The organism is Klebsiella sp. GB_Kp056 (assembly GCF_040064755.1).
GTDB classification, from domain to species: Bacteria; Pseudomonadota; Gammaproteobacteria; order Enterobacterales; family Enterobacteriaceae; genus Klebsiella; species Klebsiella quasipneumoniae.
The window spans coordinates 32536-50530 of record NZ_JBEAJA010000064.1 but is presented as its reverse complement, the minus strand read 5'-3'; the positions used below and the strand labels follow the sequence as shown (position 1 = coordinate 50530).

General features: G+C 59.5%; 12 protein-coding genes and 1 pseudogene. 7 read left to right on the top strand and 6 right to left on the bottom strand.

Annotation, left to right across the window (positions count from 1 at the left end; translation table 11 throughout):
* The first annotated feature begins 3 nt into the window (after positions 1–3).
* The 3 genes from ABLV52_RS22515 (at position 4) to ABLV52_RS22505 (ending at position 4837) form a co-directional block, all read left to right on the top strand.
* Positions 4–2436 (top strand): formate C-acetyltransferase/glycerol dehydratase family glycyl radical enzyme, encoded by a 2433-nt coding sequence (locus tag ABLV52_RS22515; protein WP_348890945.1) that lies wholly within the window; start codon positions 4–6, stop codon positions 2434–2436.
* Positions 2437–2615: 179 nt separating this feature from the next.
* Positions 2616–3431: a Cof-type HAD-IIB family hydrolase gene (locus ABLV52_RS22510; RefSeq protein WP_023288961.1), complete on the top strand. Its 816-nt coding sequence runs from the start codon at positions 2616–2618 to the stop codon at positions 3429–3431.
* 140 nt (positions 3432–3571) lie between these two features.
* Positions 3572–4837: a DUF1479 domain-containing protein gene (locus tag ABLV52_RS22505; RefSeq protein ID WP_044521849.1), complete on the top strand. Its 1266-nt coding sequence runs from the start codon at positions 3572–3574 to the stop codon at positions 4835–4837.
* Here the strand turns inward: ABLV52_RS22505 and ABLV52_RS22500 are convergent.
* Positions 4834–5907: a LacI family DNA-binding transcriptional regulator gene (locus ABLV52_RS22500; protein ID WP_032429114.1), complete on the bottom strand. Its 1074-nt coding sequence runs from the start codon at positions 5905–5907 to the stop codon at positions 4834–4836. The genes ABLV52_RS22505 and ABLV52_RS22500 overlap by 4 nt on opposite strands.
* A 300-nt stretch (positions 5908–6207) precedes the next feature.
* Between ABLV52_RS22500 and ABLV52_RS22495 the strand changes: the two genes are divergently transcribed.
* Positions 6208–7509 (top strand): MFS transporter, encoded by a 1302-nt coding sequence (locus tag ABLV52_RS22495; RefSeq protein ID WP_004886240.1) that lies wholly within the window; start codon positions 6208–6210, stop codon positions 7507–7509.
* Between the two features lie 15 nt (positions 7510–7524).
* Entirely contained in the window at positions 7525–9888 is a 2364-nt protein-coding gene (locus tag ABLV52_RS22490) for a glycoside hydrolase family 31 protein (protein WP_086075810.1), read from the top strand.
* Positions 9889–10263: 375 nt separating this feature from the next.
* On the opposite strand, the gene ABLV52_RS22485 is transcribed toward ABLV52_RS22490, so the two are convergent.
* Positions 10264–11856 carry an ABC-F family ATPase gene (locus ABLV52_RS22485; protein WP_023288955.1) on the bottom strand — a complete coding sequence of 531 codons (1593 nt, stop codon included), beginning with the start codon at positions 11854–11856 and terminating at the stop codon, positions 10264–10266.
* Between the two features lie 48 nt (positions 11857–11904).
* Here ABLV52_RS22485 and ABLV52_RS22480 point away from each other — a divergent pair.
* Together ABLV52_RS22480 and ldtB are read left to right on the top strand one after the other, a co-directional pair.
* Positions 11905–12820 (top strand): annotated as a pseudogene (locus ABLV52_RS22480) (tyrosine-protein phosphatase).
* A 177-nt stretch (positions 12821–12997) separates the two neighbouring features.
* Complete coding sequence (gene ldtB, locus ABLV52_RS22475) at positions 12998–13912, top strand: L,D-transpeptidase (protein WP_032428696.1); 915 nt, start codon at positions 12998–13000, stop codon at positions 13910–13912.
* Between the two features lie 148 nt (positions 13913–14060).
* Here ldtB and ABLV52_RS22470 read toward each other — a convergent pair whose 3' ends face one another.
* The 4 genes from ABLV52_RS22470 to mntR form a co-directional block, all read right to left on the bottom strand.
* Complete coding sequence (locus ABLV52_RS22470; RefSeq protein ID WP_044521840.1) at positions 14061–14777, bottom strand: GntR family transcriptional regulator; 717 nt, start codon at positions 14775–14777, stop codon at positions 14061–14063.
* Positions 14778–14845: 68 nt separating this feature from the next.
* The gene (locus ABLV52_RS22465) at positions 14846–16222 is read right to left on the bottom strand and encodes a glycoside hydrolase family 1 protein (RefSeq protein ID WP_348890944.1); all 1377 of its coding nucleotides are present in this window, start codon (positions 16220–16222) and stop codon (positions 14846–14848) included.
* Between the two features lie 170 nt (positions 16223–16392).
* Complete coding sequence (locus tag ABLV52_RS22460) at positions 16393–17505, bottom strand: anion transporter (protein WP_032455222.1); 1113 nt, start codon at positions 17503–17505, stop codon at positions 16393–16395.
* Entirely contained in the window at positions 17502–17975 is a 474-nt protein-coding gene (gene mntR, locus ABLV52_RS22455; protein WP_004886216.1) for a manganese-binding transcriptional regulator MntR, read from the bottom strand. The genes ABLV52_RS22460 and mntR overlap by 4 nt, the downstream gene beginning before the upstream one ends.
* Positions 17976–17995 lie beyond the last annotated feature (20 nt).

Here is a 17995-nt window from a genome sequence, read left to right as displayed (position 1 = left end):
CCTATGACTACCCTGAAACTCAACACCCTCAGCGCCCGTATCCAGGCCCATAAAATGGCGCTGGTGCATATCGTCAAGCCGCCGGTCTGTACCGAACGCGCCCGACACTATACCGAGATGTATCAGCAGCATCTTGATAAGCCGATCCCGGTGCGCCGCGCTCTGGCCCTGGCTCACCACCTGGCCGAGCGCACCATCTGGATCAAGCACGATGAGCTGATCGTCGGCAACCAGGCCAGCGAAGTGCGCGCCGCGCCGATCTTCCCGGAATACACCGTCAGCTGGATCGAGAAAGAGATCGACGATCTCGCCGACCGCCCCGGCGCCGGCTTCGCGGTCAGCGAAGAGAACAAGCGCGTACTGCACGAAGTGTGCCCGTGGTGGCGCGGCCAGACCGTGCAGGACCGCTGCTACGGCATGTTTACCGATAAGCAGAAAGCGCTCCTCGCCACCGGCATTATTAAGGCCGAGGGCAACATGACCTCCGGCGACGCTCACCTGGCGGTCAACTACCCGCTGCTGCTGGAGAAAGGACTGGACGGCATGCGCGCGAAAGTCGCCGAACGCCGGTCGCGCATCAACCTGACGGTGCTGGAAGACCTGCACGGCGAACAGTTCCTGAAAGCGATTGATATTGTGCTGGCGGCGGTCAGCGACCACAGCAAACGCTTTGCCGCGCTGGCGCGCGAGATGGCGACGGCAGAATCCCGTGACGCACGCCGCGATGAGCTGCTGGCGATTGCCGAAAACTGCGACATCATCGCCCATGAGCCGCCGAAGACCTTCTGGCAGGCGCTGCAGCTGTGCTACTTCATTCAGCTGATCCTGCAGATTGAATCCAATGGCCACTCGGTCTCCTTTGGCCGCATGGACCAGTACCTCTATCCGTACTACCGCCGCGACGTTGAGCTGCAGCAATCGTTGGATCGCGAACAGGCCATTGAGCTGCTGCACAGCTGCTGGCTGAAGCTGCTGGAGGTCAACAAGATCCGCTCTGGCTCGCACTCCAAGGCCTCGGCCGGCAGCCCGCTGTACCAGAACGTCACCATCGGCGGCCAGAACCTGGTGGACGGCCAGCCGCAGGACGCGGTCAACCCGCTGTCGTACGCCATTCTGGAATCCTGCGGTCGTCTGCGCTCGACCCAGCCGAACCTCAGCGTGCGCTACCACGCCGGAATGAGCAACGACTTCCTCGACGCCTGCGTCCAGGTGATCCGCTGCGGCTTCGGCATGCCGGCGTTTAATAACGACGAGATCGTGATCCCGGAATTTATCAAGCTGGGAATCGAGCCGCAGGATGCCTACGATTATGCGGCCATCGGCTGCATCGAAACCGCGGTCGGCGGTAAGTGGGGTTATCGCTGCACCGGCATGAGCTTTATCAACTTCGCGCGGGTGATGCTGGCGACGCTGGAAGGCGGCCGCGATGCCACCAGCGGCCAGGTGTTCCTGCCGCAGGAGCACGCCCTGTCGAAAGGCAACTTCGCTAACTTCGACGAGGTGCTGGCCGACTGGGACCGCCAGATCCGCTACTACACCCGTAAGTCGATTGAGATTGAGTATGTGGTCGATACTATGCTGGAAGAGAACGTCCACGATATTCTCTGTTCGGCGCTGGTGGACGACTGCATCGAACGGGCGAAGAGCATTAAGCAGGGCGGCGCTAAGTATGACTGGGTGTCCGGCCTGCAGGTGGGCATCGCCAACCTCGGCAACAGCCTGGCGGCGGTGAAAAAGCTGGTCTTCGATCAGGGCGTTATTGGCCAGCAGGAACTGGCGAAGGCGCTGGCGGAAGATTTTGACGGCCTGACCCACGAGCAGCTGCGCCAGCGGTTGATCAACGGCGCGCCGAAGTACGGTAACGATGATGACAGCGTGGACGCGTTGCTGGCGCGGGCCTACCAGACCTATATCGACGAGCTGAAGCAGTATCACAACCCGCGCTATGGCCGCGGCCCGATCGGCGGCAACTATTACGCCGGCACGTCCTCTATCTCCGCCAACGTTCCGTTCGGCGCGCAGACCATGGCGACGCCGGATGGCCGTAAAGCGCACACTCCGCTGGCGGAAGGGGCCAGCCCGGCCTCCGGAACCGACCATCTGGGGCCGACGGCGGTCATCAGTTCGGTAGGTAAACTGCCCACCGGGGCGATCCTCGGCGGCGTTCTGCTAAACCAGAAGCTGAATCCGTCCACCCTGGAAAACGCGTCCGACAAGCAGAAGCTGATGGTGCTGCTGCGCACCTTCTTCGAGGTGCATAAAGGCTGGCATATCCAGTACAACATTGTCTCGCGCGACACGCTGCTGGAGGCGAAGAAACATCCTGATCAGTACCGTGATTTGGTGGTGCGCGTCGCCGGGTACTCGGCGTTCTTTACCGCTCTGTCGCCGGATACCCAGGACGATATTATCGCCCGTACCGAGCATACGCTGTAGCCCTTCAGGCCCGCTGGCGCGACGCTTAGCGGGCCTCCCCTGTTCTGCTGGCCGGGAAAGGCAATGCCGCCTCCCGGCATTTTCTGAATGCGTGAACTTTCATTCGAAATAAATTTGTGCTCCCCATCACATTGTAATTAGAATGTTACTGGTCGAAGTTAAGCCAGGAGCATCCCCTTATGACCGTTAAAGTTATCGTCACCGATATGGACGGAACTTTTCTCAATGACGCCAAAACCTACGACCGCTCACGGTTTCTGGCGCAATTCGCCCAGCTGCAGCAGCGCGGCATTGAATTCGTTGTCGCCAGCGGCAACCAGTACTATCAGCTGATCTCCTTCTTCCCGGAGATCCGCGAGCAGATCTCGTTCGTCGCCGAAAACGGCGCGCTGGTCTTTGAGCATGGTAAGCAGCTGTTCCACGGCGAACTGACCCGCCACGAATCGCAGGTGGTGATTGGCGAATTACTCAAAGATCCGCAGCTGAACTTCGTCGCCTGCGGCCTGCACAGCGCCTACGTGAGCGATAACGCCCCGGACGCCTTCGTCGACCTGATGTCAAAGCACTACCACCGTCTGCAGCGGGTAAGCGACTATCACGCCATCGACGATACGCTGTTCAAATTTTCTCTGAACCTGCCGGACAGCGAGATCCCGCAGCTGATCGATAAACTGCACGTCTCGCTCGACGGCATTATGAAGCCGGTCACCAGCGGCTTTGGCTTTGTCGATTTGATTATTCCCGGTCTGCATAAAGCCAACGGCATCAGCCGCCTGCTCAAGCGCTGGAACCTGTCGCCGCAGCAGTGCGTGGCCATCGGCGACAGCGGCAACGACGCCGAAATGCTGAAGCTGGTGAAATACGCTTTCGCCATGGGTAACGCCGCCGACAGCATCAAAGCTATCGCCGGATACGCGACCGACGATAATAATCATGACGGCGCGCTGAACGTCATTCAGGCCGTCCTCGATAACCGCGCTCCCTTCAACGCCTGACCACTCTCCGGGGCTGCGCGCCCCGGCTTGTCCATTTTGTGCGCCGCAGCAAGATTTTAAACTTGCATTAACTCCATTTTAACTTAAATTAACGTTTGTAAGATTTAATACTTTCGAATGAAAGATACAGCGAGGTTATTATGGCAGCTCTCCCGACCCACGAAACACTCCCCGCCGACCACAAAGCGGCGATTCGCCAGATGAAGCAGGCGCTGCGGGCGCAAATCGGCGACGTCCAGGCGGTGTTCGATAAGCTCTCAGCGCGCATCAGCGAGCGCCTGCAGGAGATTGAGACGCTGAAAGCCGCAGGCCAGGAGGTCTGGCCAACCATTCCGTTCCGCGATATCGCCGAGGGAACCGTGAGCGATGCCCAGCGCGCGGCCATTAAGCGCCGGGGCTGCGCGGTGATCAAAGGCCACTTTCCGCGCGAACAGGCGCTGGCCTGGGATACCGCGATGCTGGAATATCTGGATCTGAACCATTTTGACGAGGTCTACAAAGGGCCAGGCGACAGCTTCTTCGGTACGCTTGAGGCTTCGCGGCCGGAAATCTATCCCATCTACTGGTCGCCCTCGCAAATGCAGGCCCGCCAGAGCGATGAAATGGCGGCGGCGCAGTCCTTCCTTAACCGCCTGTGGCGCTTTGAGCAGGACGGCAAGCGCTGGTTCGATCCGGACGTCAGCGTCATTTACCCCGACCGCATTCGCCGCCGTCCGCCGGGAACCACCTCGAAAGGGCTGGGCGCGCATACCGATTCCGGTGCGCTGGAGCGCTGGCTGCTCCCCGCCTACCAGCAGGTCTTCGCCAACGTCTTTAACGGTCATGTCGACGCTTACGATCCGTGGGACGCCGCGCACCGTACTGAAGTGGAAGAGTACACGGTCGACAACACCACCAAGTGCTCGGTGTTCCGCACTTTCCAGGGCTGGACCGCGCTGTCGGATATGATCCCGGGTCAGGGACTGCTGCACGTGGTGCCGATCCCCGAGGCGATGGCCTATGTGCTGCTGCGCCCGCTGCTTGACGATGTGCCAGAGGATGAGCTGTGCGGCGTCGCGCCGGGCAGAGTGCTGCCGATCTCTGAGCAGTGGCACCCGCTGCTGATCAAAGCCCTCAGTTCGATCCCGGCGCTGAACGCTGGCGATTCCGTCTGGTGGCACTGCGACGTCATTCACTCGGTGGCGCCGGTGGAAAATCAGCAGGGCTGGGGCAATGTGATGTACATTCCGGCGGCGCCGATGTGCGAGAAGAACCTCGCCTACGCGCAGAAAGTGAAAATCGCTCTGGAAAAAGGGGCCTCGCCGGGTGATTTCCCGCGCGAGGACTATGAGGCCAGCTGGCAGGGGCGCTTCACCCTGGAGGATCTGAACATCCACGGCAAACGGGCGCTGGGTATCGCGGTTTAATCGTCATACAGCCCCTGCGGCTCCACGGCGGTATGGCCTTTGCCCGGCCGGATCCGCCGTACCGAATCGCGCACCACCAGCGTGCCGTGCAGCAGCAGCGAACCGTGCGGCGCCTCCGGACGCAGCAGGCGCTGCTGCAGGAGGTGCACCGCCTCGCTGCCCAGCTCATCCCGCGGCACATGCACCGCGGTCAGCGGCACCTCCTGGATCGCCGCCAGATTAAACCCGTCGATGCTCATCACCGAGACATCCTGCGGCACCCGCAGGCCGCGCTTTTGCAATGCGCTGACCGTGCCGGCGGCCATAAAATCGCCGCCCACCAGGAAAGCGGTGGGCAACGGCCTGCCCTGTAAGCCATCAAGCCAGGCTCCCACCTGCTCTTCGGTCTCTCTGGCGCTAAAGTTGGCGACGCTGATGAGATCCCGGCTGGCGGTAAAGCGCAAATTGCGCGCGCGCCACGCCTCCTGGATCCCCCCCAGCCGCAGCTCCATGGTATAGCGGCGCAGGCACATGACGTTCATCACCACGCGATGCCCCATATCAAACAGATAGCGGGCGGCGCACAGGCCAATCAGACGATGATCGGGGGCAATGGACGGCAGCCGCATCCCTTCATCCCGACAGTTGATCAATACGCAGGGTTTGCCCAGGTCCGCCGCCAGGCCATGAATATGCGGATCGTCGATCCCCAGCAGCACCGCGGCCTGGGTCTCCGCTTCGTTCATGCGGGCAAGAAACAGATTGGCGTCGCTGTCGTTCTCGTCCAGCGCGCAATAGCGCAGGCGCACTTCATGCGCCGCCAGCGCGTTATTGATGCTCTGGATCACCCGGTAGTAGAAGATATCCGACCGCTCATCGAAGGCGCGCTGTGGGGCAAACACCAGCAGATTATTGAGCAACAGACGTCCGGCGGCCAGTCCCTGCATGACCCCCAGCTCGCGGGCGCACTCCAGCACCGCCCGGCGCGCCTTGTCGCTGGTATTCGCCTTCCCGGCCAGGACGCGCGAAACGGTACTGGCCGACAGCCCGGTGCGGGCGGCGATTTCGGCGACGCGCAGCTTTTTATCCATTTTGTGATCCAGCTCCGATTGGAAAATGAAAGAATTTTCATAATCGCCAAAGCGCTACCTGTAAGCAAATGACAGCGCAAAATTTGAGATCCCGGTCATTTCATGAAAAAACTTGCATAAATAGCGCTTTGCCCGACGTTTTTTCTCCCTTAGCCTGAATTGGTCCAACATCTCCCATACTAGTTATACCAATGGTGTTGAGATAAAAAAATAGACTATTCAAATAGTTAACAACACTACGTGACCGCTCACGGATTGAGAACGTCACTTTCCCCCTACTAACGTCATGTGGAGTGTGCTATGAGTCAAGGCCTCAACAATGATATCGCGGTCAGCAAAACGCGCCGGGTGGTAAAAAACCTGCGCTGGTGGGTGCTGGTCCTGTTTTTACTTGGCGTCACCGTCAACTACATCACACGCAACTCGCTGGGGATTATCGCCCCGGAACTGAAAGCGACGCTCGGTATCACCACCGAACAATATTCCTGGATCGTCGGCGCGTTTCAGTTGGCTTACACGATTTTCCAACCGCTCTGTGGCTGGCTTATCGACGTCATCGGCCTGAAGCTCGGGTTTATGATCTGCGCCACCCTGTGGGCGCTGGCCTGCATCGCCCACGCCGGGGCCGGCAGCTGGCTGCACCTGGCTATATTGCGCTTCTTTATGGGCGGTGCCGAGGCGGCCGCCACCCCGGCCAACGCCAAGACCATCGGCGAGTGGTTCCCGAAGTCTGAACGGCCAATCGCCGCCGGCTGGGCTGGCGTCGGGTTCTCCATCGGCGCCATGCTCGCCCCGCCGATCATCTACTTCGCCCATGCCTCCTTCGGCTGGCAGGGGGCGTTTATGTTTACCGGCGCGCTGGCCCTGCTGTGGGTGGTGCTGTGGTGGGCCTTCTATCAGAACCCGGAAAAGCACCCCAATCTCAGCAAAAGCGAGCTCGAGTACATCAAGCAGGATAACGAAGCGCCGCCGGTGAAACAGCCCTTCTTTACCGCACTCAAAACCGTCTCGAAGAATAAACGTTTCTACGGGATCGCCATTCCCGCGTTTATGGCCGAGCCCGCCTGGGCGGTGCTGAGCTTCTGGGTACCGCTGTACCTGGCTAAAGAGCACGGCATGGATCTCAAGCAGATTGCCATGTTCGCCTGGCTGCCGTTCCTTGCCGCCGACCTCGGCAGCGTGGTCAGCGGCTACCTCACCCGCCTGTACGTTCGCTGGTTCGGCTGTACGCGAGTCAACTCGGTGATCGCCAGCTCGGTGACCGGCGCGTTTCTGATGATCTCCCTGGCCCTCGTCGCTATCACCCGCGATCCCTATATCACCATCGTCCTGATCTCCATTGGCGGCTTCGGGCATCAGATCATCTCCTGCATGCTCAGCGCGCTGGTGGTGGAGTCGTTCGACAAGGGACAAATGGCGACGGTGAACGGTATGCGCGGATCCGCGGCGTGGATCGCCAGCTTCCTGTTCTCGTTATTAATCGGGGTGACCGCCGACAAAATTGGCTTCAACCCGCTGTTCATCGCCATGGGTTTCTTTGACCTGATTGGCGCCGTTTTCCTGGTGGCATTTATTGCTGAACGTCGCGCCAAGCGCGCCTGAGAGTGGATGTAAGATATGAAGACGTTGAAACACTGGAGTTTGCATCAACAGCTGGAGCATCACGTTGAACTGACGGTCGATGGCCAGCACACCCTGTGCCTGTACGTACTGGAAGAGAATCTATTCCGCGTGCTGCTGAAACGCCAGGGCCAGCTGGCGCTGGATCGCACCTGGAGCATCGCTCCGCAGCAGGATGTGCCGTGGGAAGGCCGCGCCCGGGATGACCTCAGCGGTTTTAGTCTCCCGGCCTGGCAGCTGACCCAGGAGGGCGATACGCTGACCATCGCCACCCGCCAGCTGCGCGTCACCGTCCATCAGCCGCTGTGGCTGGAGTGGAGCTATCGCGACGACGCCGGGGAATGGCAGCAGCTTGCCAACGACCGCCCCACCAGCGCCTATCTGGCCAATGCCCACGGCGACGGCGTCGCCCACTATCTGAGCCGCCGCAAAGACGAGCGTTTCTATGGCCTGGGCGAAAAGGCCGGCGACCTGCAGCGCACCGGTAAGCGTTATGAAATGCGCAACCTTGATGCCATGGGCTACAACGCCGCCAGCACCGACCCGCTGTATAAACATATTCCGTTCACCATCACGCAACGCAGCGACGTTAGCTATGGCCTGTTTTACGACAACCTGAGCAGCTGCTGGCTGGATTTGGGTAACGAAATCGACAACTATCATACCGCCTATCGCCGCTGGCAGGCGGAAGCTGGCGATATCGATTACTACCTGTTCACCGGTAAACAGGTGCTGGATGTGACCAAGGCCTTCGTCCGTCTGACCGGTAAAACCCTGTTCGGGCCAAAATGGAGCCTCGGCTACAGCGGCTCGACCATGCACTATACCGACGCGCCGGATGCGCAAAATCAGCTGATGAACTTCATCCGCCTGTGCGATGAGCACGCTATTCCGTGCGATTCGTTCCAGCTCTCTTCCGGCTATACCTCGATTAACGGCAAGCGCTACGTCTTTAACTGGAACCACGACAAGGTGCCGCAGCCGAAAGTGATGAGTCAGTCGTTCCACGACGCCGGGCTGAAGCTGGCCGCCAATATCAAACCCTGCCTGCTGCAGGACCATCCGCGCTATGGCGAGGTGGCGGAGCGCGGTCTCTTCGTGCGCGATTCGCAAACCGACGCTCCGGAGCGCTCCAGCTTCTGGGACGATGAAGGATCGCATCTCGACTTTACCAATCCGCAAACCGTGGCCTGGTGGCAGGAAGGGGTCACCAGCCAGCTGCTGGAGATGGGCATTGATTCGACCTGGAACGATAATAACGAGTATGAGGTGTGGGACGGCGAAGCGCGCTGCTACGGCTTTGGCCGTGAAATCGCCATCAAGCATATTCGCCCGGTGATGCCGCTGCTGATGATGCGCGCCTCGATGGAGGCCCAGCAGCGCTTTGCGCCGCAAAAGCGCCCGTATCTCATCTCCCGCTCCGGCTGCGCCGGGATGCAGCGCTACGTCCAGACCTGGAGCGGCGATAACCGCACCAACTGGGATACGCTGCGCTATAACATCCGCATGGGGCTGGGCATGAGCCTTTCCGGGCTGTTTAACGTCGGCCACGACGTCGGCGGTTTCTCCGGCGATAAACCTGAGCCGGAGCTGTTCGTACGCTGGGTACAAAACGGCGTGATGCACCCGCGCTTTACTATTCATTCGTGGAATGACGACCAGACGGTCAACGAAGCCTGGATGTATCCGGCCGTCACCCCGGCCATTCGTTCCGCTATTGAGCTGCGCTACCGCCTGCTGCCCTATCTGTACACCCTGCTGTGGCAGGCGCATGCTGACGACGAGCCGATGCTGCGCCCGACCTTCCTCGATCATCAGCACGACGCGCAGACCTTCGCCGAATGCGATGACTTCCTGCTGGGCCGCGATCTGCTGGTGGCCAGCGTGGTCGAGCCTGGCGCCCGCCAGCGTGAGGTGTGGCTGCCGGATAATCAGGCCGGATGGTACGATTTCTACAGCCACCAGTGGTTCGCCGGCGGCCAGTGGGTCACCCTCGACGCGCCGCTGGAAACGCTGCCGCTGCTGGTGCGCGCCGGGGCCGGACTGCCGCTCAGCGAGCGCATCCGTCATGTTGCTGCGCCACAGGACGATCGCCGCGAACTGCAGCTGTTCCCGCTGAAAGGCGTCGGGACCACTTCGGGTCTGCTGTTTGAGGATGACGGCGAAAGCTGGGGCTATAAACAGGGCGATGCGCTGTGGCTGGAGTGGGAAATGGCGTGCGACAGCAGCACTATCAACCTGAAGGTCAACGCCCGCGGCAATTATCGCCCGGCGTGGAAAGCGCTGAAGCTGTCATTACCGGCGGGAGAAAAACGCAAACTGCTGGTGAATGGCGTCGAAGGAACGGAGTGGAGGCTCTGAGCATATGCCTGGCGGCGGCTTACGCCTCGCCCGGCCTGGATTTAATAATGTTCCCGGATGGCGCTACGCTAATCCGGGCTACAAACTGGTGGCCTCAAAATCCCCGGTGGCGCTACCGCTTACCGGGGCTACAGCACTGTGCGGTTTGGTAGCCCGGGTAACGGACAGTTTCAGTAACCATGGGTACAAGATAGAGCTCTTAAGCTCACAATGGCACGGACCGTAGGCCGGATAAGGCGCAGCCGCCATCCGGCGCGAAAGTGGCTCTTTACTCGCGGTTATTGCCCGGCGGCGCTACGCTTGCGCGGGCCTACAGATCACATGCCAGGCGTAGCCCGGGTAAGGCGTAGCCGCAACCCGGGTAACGAAGCGGGATTACTCGATACCTTTGCTGCGCAGGTAATCTTCGTAGTTGCCGCTGAAGTCGATCACCCGTTCCGGGGTAATCTCCAGCACGCGGGTGGCCAGCGAGCTGACGAACTCACGGTCGTGGGAGACGAAGATCAGGGTGCCCTGATACATCTCCAGCGCCATGTTCAGCGATTCGATGGATTCCATATCCAGGTGGTTGGTCGGTTCATCCATTATCAGGATGTTTGGCTTCTGCATCATCAGCTTACCAAACAGCATGCGGCCCTTCTCACCACCGGACAATACTTTCGCCGGCTTCTTGATGTCATCCTGGCTAAACAGCAGTCGACCAAGGATACTGCGCACCGCCTGCTCGTCGTCGCCTTCCTGTTTCCACTGGCTCATCCACTCGAAGACCGTCAGGTCGTTTTCGAACTCGTACTCATGATCCTGCGCGTAGTAGCCGAGTTGCGCGTTTTCAGACCATTTCACGGTGCCGTTGTCCGGCTGCAGTTCACCCACCAGGGTTTTCAGCATCGTGGATTTACCCACGCCGTTGGCGCCCAGAATGGCAATCTTCTCGCCCACTTCCAGCAGCAGGTTGACGTTTTTGAACAGCGGACCGTCTTCAAAGCCTTTGGTGAGGGCTTCCACTTCCAGCGCGTTACGGAACAGTTTCTTGTCCTGCTCGAAGCGGATAAACGGGTTCTGACGGCTGGAGGCTTTAACCTCTTCCAGCTTGATTTTGTCAATCTGACGCGCGCGCGAGGTGGCCTGACGCGATTTAGAGGCGTTGGCGCTGAAGCGGCTAACGAAGGACTGCAGGTCGGCAATCTGCGCTTTTTTCTTGGCGTTGTCCGCCAGCAGACGTTCACGCGCCTGGGTGGCCGCCGTCATGTATTCATCGTAGTTGCCCGGATAGACGCGCAGCTCGCCGTAGTCCAGATCCGCCATGTGGGTGCAAACCATGTTCAGGAAGTGACGGTCGTGCGAGATGATAATCATGGTGCTGTCGCGGTCGTTCAGCGTCTGCTCCAGCCAGCGAATGGTGTCGATGTCCAGGTTGTTGGTCGGTTCATCGAGCAGCAGAATGTCCGGGTTAGAGAACAGCGCCTGCGCCAGCAGGACACGCAGCTTCCAGCCTGGGGCGACTTCGCTCATCGGGCCGTAATGCTGTTCAACCGGAATGCCCACGCCCAGCAGCAGTTCGCCCGCGCGCGCTTCAGCAGAGTAGCCATCCATTTCGCCATATTTCACTTCCAGGTCGGCCACTTTATAGCCATCTTCTTCGCTCATCTCGGCGAGGGAGTAGATGCGATCGCGCTCCTGCTTCACTTCCCACAGCTCGCCGTGGCCCATGATGACCGTATCCAGCACGGTGAACGCTTCAAAGGCGAACTGATCCTGACGCAGCTTACCGATGCGCTCGTTCGGGTCGAGAGAAACGTTGCCCAGCGTCGGTTCGAGATCGCCGCCGAGGATCTTCATAAAGGTCGATTTACCGCTGCCGTTGGCGCCGATCAGACCATAACGGTTGCCGCCGCCAAATTTAACGGAGATATTTTCGAACAGCGGCTTACTGCCAAACTGCATGGTAACGTTGCTGGATACTAGCACGGGGATATCCTGAAAAAAGAGTATGAGGGGTGTGATACAGCAGACATTATGCCAGTAAATGACGCACTTTTCACGGTCTGCGGTAAATTCCGCCGCGGCGCTTGTGCTAAGGTCTTTGTCAGATGCGCCAGAGACCTGCGCGCAAACCGTTATTCTGTACGTGATGATGAGGAGTCCCATGACCACCAGCCAACCGCGACATCCGGCCTTTTTATCCCTGCAGGGCGGCATTAATTTTCGCGACCTGGGCGGCCAGCGCGCCGCCGACGGACGCCGGGTACGCAGCGGCAAGCTGCTACGCTCCGGTGCGCTAAACCGGCTAACGGCAGAGGATCTCGACCACCTGGATACCCTGCCGCTCAGCCGGGTGCTCGACTACCGCGACCCCGGTGAAGTACAGCGCACGCCGGACAAACTGAGCCCGCTCACCCACTATCTCAACGCGCCGGCCAATCCGCCGATCGGCGAGGTCAACGCGAAGGTCACCGAGCTGAATGCCGCCACCCTTAATGCGCTGAACGGCGAGCAGTTTATGCTGCAACTCTATCGCCAGCTGCCGTTTAACAATCCGGCCTATCGCCAGCTCGCCGCATGGCTGACGACCCCTTTCGACGGCGCCTTGCTGCAACACTGCGCGGTCGGTAAAGATCGCACCGGCGTCGGCTGCGCGTTAACCCTGTTCGCCGTCGGATGCGACAGCGAGACGGTGATGGAGGAGTATCTCCTTACCCATGGCATGCTGACGCAGGTGGAGGCCTGGATGCTGGAGATGCTCGGCAACGACCTGACGCCCCAGGGGCGCCAGAGCCTGGCGGACATCCTCACGGTGAAAGAGTCCTATCTCGCCGCCGCGCTGTCGGCTATTCAGCAGCGCTATGGCAATGTCGACGCCTGGCTGGCGGAAGAGTACCAGCTTACCGCCCCGGTCCGCGCGGCGCTGCAGGCCCGGCTGCTGGAAGACTAACCCTCGTCGCCCCGAACGCCAGGGCGCGGCAGCCGAGGAGACAGGGAAAAAAATGTGATTTCGTACACATCTGATTTACCTGTTCAGCGGAATGCACATATAATGCGCTCCCATCTACTGTCTCAATCATTAACAAAGGCCTGTGTGGCGTTGATTTCGCACACGACATTAAAAACTATGAAATTATCTACACTCTTAGCGGCAGCCTTCGCCATCGTAGGCTTTTGCAATACAGCGTCTGCTGTCACCTATCCTTTGCCAACCGATGGCAGCCGTTTGGTTGGTCAGAACCAGGTCATCACCATTCCGGATGATAACAAGCAGCCGCTGGAATACTTCGCGGCGAAATATCAGATGGGGCTTTCCAACATGCTGGAAGCCAACCCGGGGGTGGATACCTATCTGCCGAAGGGCGGTAGCGTCCTGAACATCCCTCAGCAGCTGATCCTGCCGGATACCGTCCATGAAGGGATCATCATCAACAGCGCCGAAATGCGTCTGTACTACTACCCGAAAGGCACCAACACCGTGATTGTTCTGCCGATCGGTATCGGCCAGTTAGGCAAAGACACGCCAATCAACTGGACCACCAAAGTCGAACGTAAGAAGGCTGGCCCGACCTGGACGCCGACCGCCAAGATGCATGCGGAATACGCTGCCGCCGGCAACCCGCTGCCAGCCGTCGTACCGGCCGGTCCGGATAACCCGATGGGCCTGTACGCGCTGTATATCGGCCGTCTGTACGCCATCCACGGTACCAACGCTAACTTCGGTATCGGCCTGCGCGTAAGCCATGGCTGCGTACGTCTGCGCAACGATGACATCAAATTCCTGTTTGAGAACGTGCCGGTCGGCACCCGCGTGCAGTTTATCGATGAGCCGGTAAAAGCCACCACCGAGCCGGACGGCAGCCGTTACATCGAGGTTCACAACCCGCTGTCGACCACCGAAGCGCAGTTCCAGGGCGGCGAGATCGTGCCGATCACCCTGACTCAGCCGGTACAGGCGATCACCAGCCAGTCTGATGTCGATCAGAACGTGGTCGAGCAGGCTATCCAGAACCGCTCCGGTATGCCGGTGCGTCTGAACTAAGTTCTGCATGACAATAAAAACGGCGGGCCTGATGCCCGCCGTTTTTTTTATCGGTGTTGTGCCGGGCTGCGGCTGACGCCTTGCCCGGGTTACCATACCTGACAACACCCTGGCCCTGCTAAGCGCTGCGCCAACCGGGGCCACCGGTCTAGCCGTTATTCACCAGAATAATCCCGCCGTGGTCGTAGCGATAGTGGCAGTGGGCGTACTCCAGCGGCGTGCCGTCTTCCAGATAGATAACCTGCTCCACCTCCAGCACCGGATCGGTGGGCTCGCAGTGAAGATGCTGTTTATCCAGTTCATCCGGCTTCATCGCCCGCACCACGCGGTAAGATCCCATCAGCTTCAGCCCCAGCGTCTCCTGGATATAGCGAAACACCGAGCTTTCCAGATGGCTTTTATTGAGCCCCGGCACCAGCCCCACCGGCATGACCGTCAGATCCAGCGACACCGGTTCCCCGTTGAGCAACCGCAGGCGAACAAAGTCATACACCGGGGCATCGGCGTCGATCAGCAGCGAACTCTGCTCCTTGTCAGTGGGAAAACGCACCTCAAAGCGCACCACTTCGCTTTGTACCTCGCCAAGATGCTCCCAGGTTTTGGTGGCGCCGAAATAGTCGCTGCCGGGCAGCTCCCACTGCGACAGCTGAAGGAAATTTTTCCGCACAAAGGTGCCCTGCCCTTTGCGGGTATAGATCAGCCCTTCGACGATTAACTGGCGCATCGCCTGCTGGATGGTCATCCGGCTGGTGCTGAACTCTGCCGCCAGCGCAAACTGGTCAGGTAACGGCGCGCTGGCAGGATACTGCTGGCTGATGATCCGTTTTTTTATTTCCCGCGCGATTTGCAGATACTTCGCCGTCATTCCCCGGTCCTTATACATTCAGTGAGTGGCTGGCGGGCAGGATCCACGGCCTGACCGCCAGAACACCATTACATCACGTCGCCATTGCTGTGGATCACCTGCTTCAGCCACGCATAGCTCTTCTTCGGCACCCGCCGCAGATCCTTGAGGTCATGGTTCTCGCGATTGACGTAGACCACGCCGTATCGCTTACGCATATCGCCCTGCGAGCTGAGGATGTCGATTAATCCCCAGCCGAGATAGCCGATCACCTGCGCCCCATCCTCAAACATGGCCGCTTTCATGGCGTTGATATGGTCGCGATGGTAGGCGATGCGGTAATCGTCGGCAACCGGATGTTCACCGTCCCACGACTCAATCACCCCGATGCCGTTTTCAATCGGGAAAACCGGCAGGCGCCAGTCGTTATAATAGCGGGTGATGATGGTCCGGAAGCCCAGCGGATCGATCTGCCAGTTCCATTCTGTCGCGTTCAGGAACGGGTTATCCTGATTGCCAAACAGCATATAGTTGTTGACCGCCGTTCCCGGCGGGATCGCGTCGCTGTTCAGCGTCCGGCTGGCGTAATAGCTGAACGCCAGATAATCGACCTTCACCGTCGCCATCAGCGCGAGATCCTCCGGACGATAGATATCATCGAACCCTTCTGTGGCGACAAAATGCATCACCTCCGGGCTGTAGCCCTCCCCGGCGTAAGCCCGCAGCAGGTTCTGGTTTAAAAACTCGTCCAGCTGCTGGGCGCACAGGATATCGCGTGGTTTGCAGGTCGCCGGATAAACCAGGGCGTGGGCCAGCATCCCGCCCATCAGACACTGCGGCTTCGTCTGATGCAGGTGATCGGTCAGATGGACGTGCGCCATCATCACATGATGCTGGATCAGGTACAGCTCGCGCAGGGTCTTCTCCCCCTGCAGGTAGCCGGAAATCAGAAACGCTTCCGGCGAATGGTACAGATTCTGTTCATTAAAGGTGAGCCAGTATTTCACCTTGTCGCCATAGCAGGCGATCATCTTCTGGCCATAGCGAATAAAGGCGTCCATCACCCGGCGGTCGGTAAATCCGTTGTAGCGCTCCGCCAGCGAGAGCGGCATATCGAAGTGGTACAGACAGATCATCGGCTCGATGCCGCGGGCGATCAGTTCATCAATAAACTGATGGTAGAAGGCGATGCCCGCTTCATTGAACTCGCCGTCTCCCTCAGGGCACACCCGGCTCCAGGCGATCTGAAAACGGTAGCAGTTCATGCCCAGATCCTGCATCAGATCGAAATCTTCCCTAAAGCGATGATAGGAGTCGGTCGCCACCTTCCAGTCGGAAGCGAATTCTGCCGGTTGCCGGATATCGTACACCGACATCCCCTTGCCGCCCTCGTTCCACGCCCCCTCCGTCTGCATGCTGGAGACGGAATTACCCCATAAGAAATCTGCCGGTAGTCTGTTGTTCATCCTGCGCCTCGATATATGACTAGTCATTTAAATTTCATGACTAGTCATATATCGAAAAGCGAACGGATGCGCAAAGCCAGGGATCGTTTTCTGTGAGCCGGGCAAAAAAAAGATCGCCCCGGGGGGCGATCCTGTCGAACGACGTGGAGGGCGGCGGACTGCTGCGGAAATCAGGCGCAGAGTTTGAAGAGCCAATAGCCGGTGAGGGCCGCCCACAGCAGCATGGGAATGGAGTAGAGGTGGAAACGCCACCAGATCCGCCGATCGCCAGCCATGCGCAGGGCGATGATATTGGCCAGCGAGCCCGGCAGCAGACCAAAGCCCCCCACGTTAACCGCCCAGGCGAGCAGGATCGAAGGTGGAACATAGTTGAGCAGCAGAATAGTCGAGGGCACATTGCTGATCACCTGCGACAGGCCGATGGCGGTCAGCCACAGCCCACCGCCGGAGAGCGTCCCGACCCCGCTCAGCACCTGGTGCAGCGCCGGAAGCTGGGTCAGCAGATGGACGTCGATAAACATCACCATAAACACCAGCAGCAGCGACCAGTCAACATGGACGATCACCGCCCGGGCCAGCGCCAGAAAGCCCAGCAGCACCAGCGCCAGTCCCCACAGCGCCTGATCCATCTCCAGCGCCGTCAGGAACACCAGATAGAGCCCCAGACAGCTCCAGACGAGCTTAGGCTGCCACGATGGCGCCATATCGCTGCTCTGGTAGGTAAGCCGCTTTGCCGGGAAACAGAACCAGCACAGCGCCAGCAGGGTCAGCATCATTGCCGCCGCCAGGGGCAGCATCTGGCCGATAAACCCAGGGAAAGAGAGACCGGAGCGTCCCCACAGCAAGATGTTCTGCGGGTTGCCGATCGGCGTCAGCAGCGACCCGGCGTTCACCGCCAGCGCTTCGAAAATAATCAGCCGGTTTACCGGGATGGCGCACCACTTCTTCAGGGTCAGGGTCAGGGGCACCACAATAAACAGCGCGACGTCGTTGGTGAGGAAGGTGGACAGCAGCGCCGCCGCCAGCACCATAAACATAGCCAGCTGACGCTCGGTGACAAAGCGGCGGGCCATTTTACGCCCCAGCACGTCAAAATAGCCGCTCAGTTCAATTCCCTTAGTCAACAGCATCAGGCCGCTGAGGGTGATGATGGTATGCCAGTCAATGGCCGCCGGCCAGCTTGCCGGGACAAACGGCACCATCACGCTGAGCACGCAGGCGATAATCAGCAGCAGATGGAGAAAACGATCGCGCAGCAGCGACTGGACGAAGGGAAGAGTCATGCTTCCTGAGATCCCTGTGTTTGGGTAAATTTCAGGAACATCGCCAGCGTCTCTTCGCTCACGTGATGCTCCATCCCTTCGGCATCACGACGGGCGATCTCCGGACTGACGCCGATCGCCAGCAGGAAGTTCTCCACGATTTGATGGCGCTCGCGGCTCTCCTGGGCCAGCTTCTCACCCTCCGCGGTCAAGAATATGCCACGCCACGGGATCTGTTCGATAAGGCCGACGCTGGCCAGCCGTTTGAGCATCTTGGCGACGGTGGGCTGCGAGACCCCCAGCCGGGCGGCCATATCCACCTGACGCGCCTCGCCCACCTCGCGGATGAGGTCGGAAATCAGTTCAACATAGTCGTCAATCAGCTCGCGCCGATGCGCTTCCCGCACCTGGCGGAACCCTTCAACGTGCTCTTCAACATTTACTAACTGCGTCACTTTTTTTGTTATTGGCTTACCTGCGCGACGGTTCATTGTGCTTCCTCATTCGTGTG